9 protein-coding genes are annotated in these 12,615 nt (G+C 72.1%); 7 read left to right on the top strand and 2 right to left on the bottom strand.

The window, feature by feature from the left end:
* Positions 1 to 14: 14 nt before the first annotated feature.
* Positions 15 to 1,265, top strand: a complete 1,251-nt coding sequence (locus tag BJ965_RS03855; protein WP_184907361.1) for a transglycosylase family protein — start codon at positions 15 to 17, stop codon at positions 1,263 to 1,265.
* Here the strand turns inward: BJ965_RS03855 and BJ965_RS03850 are convergent.
* On the bottom strand, positions 1,255 to 2,682 hold the full coding sequence (locus BJ965_RS03850; protein WP_184907360.1) for a DMT family transporter: 1,428 nt from the start codon (positions 2,680 to 2,682) through the stop codon (positions 1,255 to 1,257). The genes BJ965_RS03855 and BJ965_RS03850 overlap by 11 nt on opposite strands.
* Positions 2,683 to 2,892: 210 nt before the next feature.
* On the opposite strand from BJ965_RS03850, the gene BJ965_RS03845 reads away from it, so the two are divergent.
* From BJ965_RS03845 to BJ965_RS03820, 6 genes are all read left to right on the top strand, one after another.
* On the top strand, positions 2,893 to 3,648 hold the full coding sequence (locus tag BJ965_RS03845) for a (2Fe-2S)-binding protein (RefSeq protein WP_184907359.1): 756 nt from the start codon (positions 2,893 to 2,895) through the stop codon (positions 3,646 to 3,648).
* A gap of 39 nt (positions 3,649 to 3,687) precedes the next feature.
* Positions 3,688 to 4,839 (top strand): glycogen synthase, encoded by a 1,152-nt coding sequence (glgA, locus tag BJ965_RS03840; protein ID WP_184907358.1) that lies wholly within the window; start codon positions 3,688 to 3,690, stop codon positions 4,837 to 4,839.
* Positions 4,840 to 4,890: 51 nt separating this feature from the next.
* Positions 4,891 to 6,111 (top strand): glucose-1-phosphate adenylyltransferase, encoded by a 1,221-nt coding sequence (gene glgC, locus BJ965_RS03835; protein WP_184907357.1) that lies wholly within the window; start codon positions 4,891 to 4,893, stop codon positions 6,109 to 6,111.
* Positions 6,112 to 6,211: 100 nt separating this feature from the next.
* Positions 6,212 to 8,830, top strand: coding sequence for a PA14 domain-containing protein (locus BJ965_RS03830; protein WP_184907356.1), 2,619 nt, complete (start codon positions 6,212 to 6,214; stop codon positions 8,828 to 8,830).
* 143 nt (positions 8,831 to 8,973) lie between these two features.
* On the top strand, positions 8,974 to 10,317 hold the full coding sequence (locus BJ965_RS03825) for a wax ester/triacylglycerol synthase family O-acyltransferase (protein WP_184907355.1): 1,344 nt from the start codon (positions 8,974 to 8,976) through the stop codon (positions 10,315 to 10,317).
* A 104-nt stretch (positions 10,318 to 10,421) separates the two neighbouring features.
* Complete coding sequence (locus BJ965_RS03820) at positions 10,422 to 11,924, top strand: SDR family NAD(P)-dependent oxidoreductase (RefSeq protein ID WP_184907354.1); 1,503 nt, start codon at positions 10,422 to 10,424, stop codon at positions 11,922 to 11,924.
* A gap of 66 nt (positions 11,925 to 11,990) precedes the next feature.
* Here the strand turns inward: BJ965_RS03820 and BJ965_RS03815 are convergent, their stop codons facing one another.
* Entirely contained in the window at positions 11,991 to 12,443 is a 453-nt protein-coding gene (locus BJ965_RS03815; RefSeq protein WP_184907353.1) for a hypothetical protein, read from the bottom strand.
* Between the last annotated feature and the right edge of the window lie 172 nt (positions 12,444 to 12,615).

Genomic DNA, 12,615 nt, shown 5'->3' with positions numbered 1-12,615 from the left:
TAGGGGGGCTTTCGATGGCCGCACGCGGCCGGCACCGCCGGTATCAGCCGAACAGGATCAACCGCGCCTCGCTCACCGTCACGGCGGGCGGCGCGGGCATGGCACTGCCGTTCATGGGCACCGGCGCCGCCCAGGCCGCCGACATGGACACCTGGAACAAGGTCGCCGCCTGCGAGTCCACCAGCAACTGGAGCATCAACTCCGGCAACGGCTTCTACGGCGGACTGCAGTTCACCCAGTCCACCTGGGAGGCCTACGGCGGCCGGGCCTACGCGGCCCGCGCGGACCTGGCGAGCAAGGACCAGCAGATCGCCGTCGCGGAGAAGGTACTCGACGGGCAGGGGCCCGGCGCCTGGCCCGTCTGCTCGGTGCGGGCCGGACTGACCCGGGGAGGCGGCGAGCCCGACATCCGGCCGGCCGCCGAGCGCACGAAGCAGAAGGACACGAAACAAAGGGACACGAAGCAGAAGGACACGAAGAAGACCTCGATCGAGGACGTGCGGCCGCAGTCCACGCCGCAGTCCCGTGCGGGCAACGCCGAGATGTACACCGTGGTCCACGGCGACACACTCTCGGGCATCGCGGACGACCAGGACGTCCGGGGCGGCTGGCGGGGCCTGTACGCGGCCAACCGCTCGGCCATAGGGTCCGACCCCGATCTGATCGTGCCCGGTCAGCGCCTCGCACTGCGCGGCGAGGGCGCCACGAAGACGCGTCCCGCGCACCGGCCGGCGCCGTCGGCGAAGCCCTCGGCCGAGAAGCCGGTCCAGGACCGCGCCAAGGAGCGGCCGAAAGAGCGCTCCACGGAGCGGACCCACGACGAGGGCAAGGAACGCGCCGGCCGGTCCACGGCCACCCGGCAGGGCCTCGTCGCCCCCGTCGGAGCCTCCCTCGGGACGCCCTACCGCAAGGCGGGCTCCTCCTGGTCGAAGGGCTACCACACCGGCATCGACTTCCCCGTGCCCACCGGCACGTCGGTCAAGTCGGTCGCGGCGGGCAGCGTCGTCAGCGCGGGATGGGGCGGCTCGTTCGGCTACCAGGTCGTGGTCCGGCACGCCGACGGCCGCTACAGCCAGTACGCCCACCTGTCGGCGATCTCCGTGCGGGGCGGGCAGTCGGTGAGCGCCGGCCAGCGCATCGGCCGCTCGGGCTCCACCGGGAACAGCTCGGGCCCGCATCTGCACTTCGAGGTGCGGACGGGGCCCGGTTTCGGTTCGGACGTCGACCCGGTCGCGTACCTCCGGGCCGGCGGCGTCAGGATCTGACCCGCATGCGGTGCCGGTCGACCGTGGGCAGCGGGACGTACGGGATGCCGTAGAAGGGCACGTAGGAGAGCGGGCGTTCGTCGTCGGAGGCCGCCACCACCGACGGCTCCCCGCTCTCGTACGAGGTGGCCTCCACGGAAGCCACCACCGCTGCCGCCGCGGCAACGGCACCCGGCCCGAGCACCGCGCCCGCCGCGTCCGGCACCTCCGTGGGCGTCTCCTGCTCGCCCCGCGGCCCAGTGGCTTCCGACCCCGGTACCACGGCAGGTGTCCCCGCCGCCGGCCCCGGCACGAGCACAGCCGCTGGTGTCCCCGGCCCCGGCACGAGCACCGCTGCCGACGTCCCCGGCCCCGGCACGAGCACCGCCGAAACCGTCCCCGCCGGCCCCGCCGCGAGCACGTCCTCCACGAGCAGTAGCCCACCGGCCGCCACGGTCTCGGCTCCCGCAGTCACAGGCGCGGGCGGGCCGTCCAGGCCCTCGGGGGCCCTGCCCACTCGTGCGGGCACTTGCGCCGAACCGGCACCGGCACCCCCGGCCTCCGATGCGAGCCCCGAGGCCGGCAGGCCGTCCGCAGGCGCCGGCTGCCCGTGCGTGAGCCGTTCCGTCGTCAGCAGGATCAGGCCGCCCGCCGCCACCACACCACAGCTCAGTGCGAGCGCCGTGCCCGTCGTGCCGTAGCGGAAGGCTTCCCCGAACATCGTGATGCCGACCGCGGCCGCCACCACCGGGTTCACGACCGTCAGCGTCGCCAGCGGGGCCGCGAGGCCCGCGCCCCGGTAAGCGGCCTGCGACAGCAGCATGCCGACCGTGGCCAGGACGCCGATCACGGCGAGCGAGGGCACGTCCGCCGTCGACACACCGCCGGTCCAGTCGACCGCGACGGTCTTGGTGAACACCGAGGACATGCCGAACGCGATACCGGAGGCGGTCGCCAGCAGCATGCTGCGGACCGCCGGGTGCCGGTGCGCGGCCCGTGCGGCGATCATCAGCGCCACGACCACACCGGCCGTGACGACGGCGACGGCCACCCGCTCCGCCGTGTTCAGTGACCGCGCGTCCGACGCGGCGACCAGCGACAGCAGGCCGGCCAGTCCGACCGTCGCCATGATCGCGCCCCGCCAGGCCGTGGCACCGGCCTTGCGCCCGACGAACAGCGCCGCCATGGGCAGGGCCACCACGATGGTCAGGGCGCCGAGGGGCTGCACCAGACTCAGCGGTCCGTACGCCAGCGCCACCACGTGCAGCAACCCGCCGAGGCCGTTCAGCGCGACGGCCGCCCACCAGCCGGGCCGCCGCAGCGGCGCGTACTGCTCGCCCGGCGAGGACTCCGCCACCCGCTCCTGCACGATCGCCCCGCCCGCGTAGGCGAACGCGGAGACGAGGGACAGCAGAACGGACAACGCGAGGGCGCTCATCGGCTGATCCTCTGCGTCAGGCGGGGGCGCTCGGCCCGGCGCGGCGAAAGGTGGGCTTTCATGACCAACACCCTGCCGTGTCCAGGTCTTCCCGTCGTCGTCCCAGAGCACTCATTGGGTCCTACTGCCGATGGAGTACGCGGGGACCCCCATCATCCCCAGGGTGGGCGAGCCCGGTCGGGGGCCACCGGGTCGCATCCCTTAGGGGCCTTGGTACTACTGCTCTTCGTGGACCTCGACCCCGACCTTGCCGCGCTCCGCCCGCTCGCCGGCTTCTTCGTGCTGCGCACGGAAGGAGCATCGGCCGGGTCTCTTCCCACTCTCGCACAGGCCTACGCCCTAGTGGCACCGGATGTGTCCGTAAATCCCCTGATTTTTCGCGTGCGAAAGGTCGCGGCTGCCCTGCGGGCCCCGGAGTCGCGGGTCGCCGCGTCCATCACGCACCAGGGGCTCGCGGCCCGGCTCTGGTCGATCGCCCTCGGCTGCGCCACGCTCTACGGCGGCGTGCCCGACCTCGACGCCCGGCTGCTGCGCTGGGACGCCGACGGCAGCGCCCCCGACGACCTGTTCCTCACGGACGTACGGTCCCTCCCGGGGGACGCTCCGACGCTCGCGGACGTCGTCCTGCACGGCCATCTCGACCCCCTGGCGGTGGCCCTGCGCGCCCGCCACAACCTCGCCCCGGGCCTGCTGCGGGGCAACGCCGCCTCCGCGCTGGCCGGCGCCGCCCGGGAACTGGACCGCTGGGCCCGGCGCCACGGCCGTACGGACGTCGCCGGCCGGGCCCGCTCCCTGACCGCGGAACTCCTCGCCCACCCCCTGCTCACCGGCGCCGGAAACCTCGACGGCATCGCCTTCCGGCGTCGTAGCTGCTGCCTGTACTACCGGGTTCCCGGCGGGGGCGTCTGCGGTGACTGTTGCTTCACACGGCCGCCCCGCTCTTCCCCACGCGCCCCTTCTGGGTGACCATGAAAGGGAACGGCCGCTGAGAGCAGGGAGTTGCGGGTGCGAGTGGGACTGCTGACCCGGGAGTACCCGCCGGATGTCTACGGCGGTGCAGGCGTCCATGTGGAGTTCCTCGCCCGCGAGCTCAGACCGCTCGTCGACCTGGACGTGCACTGCTGGGGCGAGGGCCGCGCCGACGGCGTGCGGCGTCACCGCTCCTGGTCCGCGCTCGACGGCGCCAACGACGCGCTGCGCACCTTCTCCGTCGACCTCGCCATGGCCGCGGCCCTCGAAGGCCGTGAACTGGTCCACTCCCACACCTGGTACGCCAACCTCGGCGGCCATCTGGCCAAGATGCTGTACGGCATCCCGCATGTGATGACCGCGCACTCGCTGGAGCCCCTGCGCCCCTGGAAGGCCGAGCAGCTCGGCGGCGGCTACGACCTGTCGAGCTGGGCCGAACGCACCGCGATCGAGGCCGCCGACGCGGTGGTCGCCGTCTCCGGAGCCATGCGCGAGGACATCCTCGGCTGTTACCCATCGTTGGACCCCGAGCGGGTCCACGTCGTGCACAACGGCATCGACACGAGCCTGTACCGGCCCGACCCCGGCACGGACGCCCTGGACCGTATCGGGCTCGACCGCTCCCGCCCGTACGTGCTGTTCGTCGGCCGGATCACCCGCCAGAAGGGCGTACCCCACCTGCTGCGCGCCGTGCGGGACATCGACCCGGCCGCGCAGGTCGTGCTGTGCGCGGGCGCACCGGACACGCCGGAGATCGACCAGGAGTTCCGCGAGCTGTTCGGGGAGCTGAGCGGGGTCCGCGACGGCGTGTTCTGGATCCCGAAGATGCTGCCGCGCCCGGAGGTGATCCAGCTTCTGACGCACGCCGCACTGTTCGTCTGCCCCTCGGTGTACGAGCCGCTCGGCATCGTGAACCTGGAGGCGATGGCCTGCGGCACCCCCGTGGTTGCCTCGGCGGTCGGCGGCATCCCCGAGGTCGTGGACGACGGCACCACCGGGCTGCTGGTCCCGCCCGGCGACGGTTTCGAGGCGGGTCTCGCCCGGGCCATGGACACGGTTCTGGGTGATCCCGGAGCCGCCCGGCGGATGGGCGGGGCCGGGCGGGAGCGCGCGGTCGGCGAGTTCGGCTGGGACGCGGTGGCCCGCCGCACGGTCCGGCTCTACGAGGAGATCCTCAAACAGGCTTAGTGCGTGCTGCTCAGGGGCAGGCATCGGGAAATCGGCGTGAGGGGAGCGGCCATGCGTGGTGGTGGTCCTTCGGTCCTGGGGATCGTACTGGCGGGCGGTGAGGGCAAGCGGTTGATGCCCCTGACCGCAGACCGTGCCAAACCGGCGGTGACCTTCGGCGGCACGTACCGCCTGGTCGACTTCGTCCTGTCCAACCTCGTCAACGCCGGTGTGCTGCGCATCTGCGTCCTGACGCAGTACAAGTCGCACTCGCTGGACCGGCACATCACGACCACCTGGCGGATGTCCAACCTGCTGGGCAACTACGTGACGCCCGTGCCCGCCCAGCAGCGCCTCGGCCCGCGCTGGTACCTGGGCAGCGCCGACGCGATCCTGCAGTCGCTGAACCTGATCTACGACGAGCGCCCCGAGTACGTCGCCGTCTTCGGCGCCGACCACGTCTACCGCATGGACCCGCGCCAGATGCTCGACCAGCACATCGAGAGCGGCGCGGGAGTGACGGTCGCCGGGATCCGGGTGCCGCGCACGGAGTCCTCGTCGTTCGGGGTGATCACGCCGGGCTCGGACGGGCAGACGGTGGAGCGCTTCCTGGAGAAGCCGTCGGCCCCACCCGGGCTGGCGGATGACCCGAACTGCGTCTTCGCCTCCATGGGCAACTACATCTTCACCACCAAGGCCCTCATCGAGGCGCTCCGGCGGGACGCGGAGGACGAGTCCTCCGTGCACGACATGGGCGGCTCGATCCTGCCCCAGCTCACCGACCGGGGCGAGGCCGCGCTGTACGACTTCAGCGCCAACCACGTGCCCGGCGAGACCACCCGCGACCAGGGCTACTGGCGGGACGTCGGCACGCTGGACGCCTACTACGAGGCCCACATGGACCTGATCGCCGAGCGGCCCGCCTTCAACCTGTACAACCGCAGCTGGCCCATCTACACGCACTCGTACCAGCTCTCCCCGGCCCGCTTCAACGCGGGCGGCATCGCCAGCGAGTCGATCATCAGCGCAGGCTGCCTGGTGCGTGGCCAGGTCACGCGGTCCGTGCTGTCGCCGGGCGTGCTGGTCGACCCGGGGGCCGTGGTGCAGGGCTCGGTGCTGCACGACAACGTGCACATCGGCCGGGGTGCGGTGGTGCGCGGCGCCGTTCTCGACAAGAACGTGGAAGTGCCGCCGGGCATGACCATCGGTGTCAACCCGGAGCGGGACGCCGAGCTGTACACGGTGTCCAAGGCCGGGGTCATCGCCCTCGGGAAGGGGCAGCTGGTCACCTGACGCGGGGCGCTACCGGGACTTTGTCCTGACTCTGGACGAAGAACGGAATCCATGTTGTCATGCCACCTCCTGTACATGACAACGTTGGCACGGAGGTTCCATGCGTCCCCGACGCCTCAGAAACCGCCTCGCGTTACTGCTCTCCGCGCTCCTCGCCCTTACCGGCCTGGCCGCCGCACCCGCCCTGGCGGACGACCCCGCCGAGATCCACGGCCTCAAGGGCGAGTACTTCATCCAGTCCGCCCCCGGCGCCTTCGACTTCCACACCCTCAAGGCGACCACGTTCGACCAGGACCTCGACTTCGACAACCTGGAGCCGCGCCTGAACTTCACCACCGGACGTTCCGACGACGTCAGCGTCCGCTGGACCGGCAAGATCGTCCCGGAGGCGACCGGCGCCCACACCTTCTCGATCACCGGCGACAACGGCTTCCGCCTCTGGATCGACGGACAGCTCGCCATCGACCACTGGGTCGACGACTGGGACCGCGAGCAGACGTCCCGGCCCGTCGACCTGACCGCCGGCCGGGCCCACGACATCAAGGTCGAGTACTTCGAGCACTACGGCGGCTCCAACCTCCACCTGCGCTGGACCCGGCCGGGCGCCGCCAAGGAACCCGTACCGCAGTCGGCGTTCCGCCTCCCGGACGGCTTCGACTACGACGGAGCCCTCGCGGCCACCGTCCAGGCCACCGGCCGCAGCCTGAAGCTCGACTTCGCCCAGCCCCTCGCCGTACCCCCGGCGGACTTCACCGACCACCTCGACGCCGTGATCGGCGGCGCCGCATGGCCCCTGGGCGCGGCCCGGGTCGACCCGTCCGACCCCACCGCGCTCCTCGTCGCGCTCGACGAGCCGGTCGTCGGCAACAAGACCGGCACGGCCCGTGGCACGGCGGACCTCCGCTACGACGGCGAGGGCGGCCTCACCGACACTGAAGGCAACGTTGTCAAAGCCTTCTGGACCAGCGGCCCCAACCACTCGACGCACCAGCTGCGCACCCGCTGGGCCGACGAGGTGGGCCCGGGCAATGCCCACCCCGAGTACCCGCGTCCGCAGCTGACCCGGGACGCCTGGCAGGGTCTCAACGGCCGCTGGCAGTTCGCCGCCGCCGAGCCGGGCGAGCAGCCGCCCGTGGGGAAGACGCTGAAGGAGCGCATCCTCGTCCCGTACCCGGTGGAGTCGCAGCTCTCCGGCATCGAGCGGCACGAGGACCGCATGTGGTACCGCCGCACCTTCACGGTCCCCGCCGGCTGGCACATCGGCTCCGGCAAGCGGCTCCAGCTCAACTTCGGCGCCGTCGACTGGCGCTCCGAGGTCTACGTCAACGGCACGAAGGTCGCCACGCACGAGGGCGGCTACGACAAGTTCTCCGCCGACGTCACGGACGCGCTGAAGCCCGGCCGCACTCAGGAACTGATCGTCGGCGTGTACGACCCGACCGACGCGGCATCCGGCGAGAACCCGCCGCTCGGGAAGCAGCGCCTGGACCCGAGCGGCATCTGGTACACCCCGTCCTCCGGCATCTGGCAGACGGTCTGGATGGAGCCGGTGGCCCGCGACCACGTGGACTCCCTCAAGCTCACTCCGGACGTGGCCGGCGAGAAGCTGACCGTGGAGGCCCGGGGCGTCCGGGACGGCGTGCCGATCACGGCGACGGCGTACGACGGCCGGCGCAAGGTGGCCACGGCGAGCGGCCGCACCGGCCGGACGCTGACCCTGACCGTCCCCGATCCGCACCTGTGGTCACCCGACGACCCCTTCCTGTACCGCCTGGAGGTGAAGGCCGGCGCCGACCGGGTCGGCAGCTACTTCGGGATGCGCTCGATCGCCGTCGAAAGGATCGACGGCGTGCCGCGCACGATTCTCAACGGCAAGCCGGTCTTCATGATGGCCACCCTCGACCAGGGCTTCTGGCCGGACGGCCTGCACACCGCACCGACCGACGACGCCCTCGCCTACGACCTGAAGGCGCACAAGCGGCTCGGCTTCAACTCGGTCCGCAAGCACATCAAGGTCGAGCCGGACCGCTGGTTCCACTGGGCCGACCGGCTCGGGCTGCTGGTGTGGCAGGACATGCCCGCGATGACGGCCGGGGTGAACCCGAGTGCCGCCTCCCGCGCCCGCTACGAGCGTGAGATGAAGGAGATGATCGACGAGCACATCAGCAGCCCCTCGGTCGTCATGTGGGTGACCTTCAACGAGGGCTGGGGCCAGTACGACGTCGGCCGGGTCGCCGAGCAGGCCAAGTCCTGGGACCCGACCCGGCTGGTCAACGGCCAGTCCGGGCTGAACCTCGGCGCCGACGGCGGCGCCGGCGACCTCATGGACGAGCACGGCTACCCCAGTCCCGCCCTGCCGCCCCGGCCGGACGGTGAGCGCGCCCTGGTCAGCGGCGAGTACGGCGGCCTGGGCCTCGCGGTGCCCGGCCACGCCTGGCCGGTGCAGCAGTCCTACGTCGACGTCGACCCCGCCACCTACACCGAGGACTATCTGACGAAGCTGGACGAGGTCCGGGCGCTGGCCTGCAAGGGGGGCAACGGGGCTGTGTACACCCAGATCGCGGACGTCGAGGGTGAGCTGAACGGCTTCCTCACCTACGACCGCACGGTGCTGAAACCCGACACGGCCAAGCTGAAGGCCGCGCACGAGGCGTTGATCCGTGACGCCTCCCGGGTGACTCCCACCGGGTGCCCGGCGGCGCAACCTGTGCTGAACTGACCCCACATGCACCATAAGTCCCGCCCCTTCACAGGGGCGGGACTTAATCTGCTGTTAACTGTACGTAGCGTGATCGTACTTGACCGTAATCGGCTGGGGGCGGTTGACTGCTGACCCACCCGTCGTCGACGCGAGGCAAGGCCTTGACTGCTGATCTGCTCGCCCCCCTCGACCTGGCGTTCTGGAACATCGAGTCCGCCGAACACCCGATGCACCTCGGCGCGCTCGGGATCTTCTCGGCGCACTCGCCCGCCGCGGGCGCCCATGCGGCGGACCTGCTCGCGGCCCGGGCCGCCGGTGTTCCCGGACTGCGGATGCGCATCCGCGACGTGTGGCAGCCGCTGCCCTCCGCCCTGCGCCGGCCGCTCGCCTTCGGCGGTGCCGCCCGCGAGGCGGACCCGGACTTCGACCCCCTCAACCATGTACGGCTGCACGCGCCGACCGCCGACTTCCACACGGTCGCGGGCCGCCTCATGGAGCGCCCCCTGGAGCGTGACCGGCCACCCTGGGAGGCCCACGTGCTGCCGGGCGAGGACGGTGTCTGCTTCGCCGTCCTGTTCAAGTTCCACCACGCCCTGGCCGACGGGCTGCGGGCGCTGACCCTCGCCGCGGGCGTCATGGACCCGATGGACCTGCCCGCTCCCCGGCCCCGCCCCGCCGAGGCGCCCCGCGGCCTCGTGCCGGACGTGCGGGATCTGCCCGGGATGATGCGCGGCGCCCTGTCCGACATGAGCCGCGCCCTGGACATCGGCGCCTCCGTCGCCCGCTCCTCCCTCGACGTGCGCTCCACCCCCGCGCTCACCTGCGAGCCGAGCGGCACCCGCCGCACCGCCGGAGTGGCGCTCGACCTCGACGACGTGCACCGCGTCCGCAAGACCGTCGGCGGCACCGTCAACGACGTCCTCATCGCGGTCGTCGCGGGAGCCCTGCGCCGCTGGCTCGACGAGCGCGGCGACGGCAGCGAGGGCGTCGCGCCCCGGGCCCTGATCCCCGTCTCCAAGCGCCGCCCGCGCACCGCGTACCCGCAGGGCAACCGGCTCTCCGGGTACTTGATACGGCTTCCGGTCGACGACCCGGACCCGCTGGCCCGGCTGGCCTCGGTCCGGGACGCGATGGACCGCAACAAGGACGCCGGCCCCAACCGGGGCGCGGGCGCCGTCGCCCTGCTCGCCGACCACGTCCCCGCCCTCGCCCACCGGCTCGGCGGCCCCCTGGTCGGCCAGGCGGCCCGGCTCTGGTTCGACCTCCTGGTGACCAGCGTGCCCCTGCCCAGCCTGGGCCTGAAGCTCGGCGGACACCCGCTCACCGCCGTCTTCCCCTTCGCCCCGCTGGCCCCCGGCCACTCCCTGGCGGTCGCGGTCTCGACCTACCGGGGGAGCGTCCACTACGGCCTCGTCGCCGACGGCGAGGCGGTACCCGACCTCGACCTGTTCGCCACTTCCCTCTCCAAGGAGGTGGCGACGCTGATCAAGGCCTGCCGGTCGTGATCAAGGCGACTTTGGCGGTGCGGCCCGACGCTCCGTAGAATTCGGCCTTCGAATGCGGGCGCGACCGGCGCGCCGCGACGGCAGAGCAGGGAACGACAGCGGCGATGACGGTGACAGAGGACGGCCCGCAGGCCATGGACGGGGCCGGCGGGCTCTCGTACGGACCCGGCATCGACCCGGAGCGCCTGGCCGTCTGCCTCGGCGTGCTCGAGGAACTCGACAAGCTGGACGTCGACCACCCGGACGCCATCGCGGTGCGACGGGCCACGGCGGGCATCTACCGCACGGTCAAGCAGCGCCGCCGCCAGGAGCGCCGGGCCGCCAAGACCGCCCACGACAAGGCGGTCACGGAGGCCACCGCGACCGGCTCGGCCCAGCGCATCGACGACGAGACCGAGGGCCTGCTGCCGTCGTCGGCCACCGAGGAGGGCAGGATCGCGGGGATACTCCAGCGCCCGCGCTCCTGCTACACATGCAAGTCCCGGTACGTGGAAGTCGACTACTTCTACCACCAGCTGTGTCCGGACTGCGCCCGCGTGAACCGCGAGAAGCGCGACGTCCGCGCCGACCTCACCGGCAAGCGCGCCCTGCTCACCGGCGGCCGGGCCAAGATCGGCATGTACATCGCGCTCCGGCTGCTGCGCGACGGTGCGCACACCACGATCACCACCCGCTTCCCCAAGGACGCCATCCGCCGCTTCAAGGCGATGGACGACTCCGCGGACTGGATGCACCGCCTGGAGGTCGTCGGCATCGACCTGCGCGACCCCGCCCAGGCCGTGGCCCTCGCCGACCAGGTCGCCGAGGCCGGCCCGCTCGACATCCTCGTCAACAACGCGACCCAGACCGTGCGGCGCCTGCCCTCCGCCTACGCCGCGCTCGTCGAGGGCGAGAGCGCGCCGCTGCCCGCCGGTGAGCTGCCCGCCCACCACGTCATCGGCGCCTTCAACTCCGGCGCGGTCGACGGCATCGCGGCGCTGCCCCTCGGCACCAGCGGCCTCGACGCCCAGAAGGTCGCCGACCTCGCCCTGGTCGCCGGCAACGCCAGCGTCGAACGGCACCTGGACGGCACGGCGATCGACGCGGGCGGCCTCGTGCCCGACGTCGTCGACTCCAACACCTGGGTGCAGACGATCGAGCAGATCTCGCCGGTGGAGCTGCTGGAGACGCAGCTGTGCAACTACACGGCACCGTTCATCCTGATCAGCAAGCTGCGGCCGGCCATGGCGGAGGCCGCGAAGAAGGCGGAGAGCGGACGCGCGTACGTGGTGAACGTGTCCGCGATGGAGGGTGTCTTCGGGCGCGGGTACAAGGGTGCGGGACACCCGAACACCAACGCGGCCAAGGCGGCGATGAACATGGTGACGCGGACCAGCGCGCAGGAGATGTTCCAGACCGACGGCATCCTGATGACCTCGGTCGACACGGGCTGGATCACGGACGAGCGGCCGCATTACGACAAGCTGCGGCTCGCCGAGGCCGGCTTCCACGCCCCGCTCGACCTGGTCGACGGTGCGGCCCGGGTCTACGACCCGATCGTGCGGGGCGAGGCGGGCGAGGACCTGTACGGCGTCTTCATGAAGGACTACGCGCCGGGCAAGTGGTAGGCGGGACCGGTTCCCCCCGCCCTCGAGTCGATCGTGGCCTTGGGCGTCACGGGTGGTGACGGCACGTCAGTCCATCGCCCCGAGAGGGGAGTTCCGGGCCGCCAGTAGTTCCAGGACCGTGCGCCAGTCCTCCAGGACCCCGGCGTCGAAGGCGGCCGTGCGGCCCTCCTCGGATGCCTGACGGAGGGCGAGGAGGTCGTCGTCGGCCGGGGTGTCCCGGCAGGGGCAGTGGCGCACGAGGCGGGCCACCCGTTCGCCGAGCAGGGTGCGCACCGCGTCGGCCGCGTGGTCCGCGCGCCCGGCGGGGTCACCGGGCCACAGCAGCCCGCCGACGGGTTGCACCAGGCCCGCGACTTGGAGCTCCTTGTCCGCCGGGCGTCCGCGGCGCAGCAGCGCCGCGGTCCGCAGCGCGTGGTCGTGCAGGTCGACGGCCGGCGGTCGGGCGCGGCCCGGGACGTCCCGGGTGCCCCGGCAGGCGTACAGCAGATCCATCAGCTCCTCGACGCTGCGCAGCTCCATGCGTCAGTCCTCCCGCGAGACAGCCGTTGCGTACGGCAGCAGAGCATGGCGAGCTTGCGGCTCGGCCAACGGCGCTTGAACTGCGCAACCGTCTGGAAAGCGCCGTCACCGACGTACGCCGTTCGAGTGATTTGCAAAACGGGCTTATGCCTACAGATCCGTACGTAAACAC

The sequence above is a fragment of the Streptomyces luteogriseus genome, assembly GCF_014205055.1.
GTDB lineage: Bacteria > Actinomycetota > Actinomycetes > Streptomycetales > Streptomycetaceae > Streptomyces > Streptomyces luteogriseus.
Note: the sequence above shows the minus strand (reverse complement) of the source record. Positions and strands in the feature narration are given on the sequence as shown.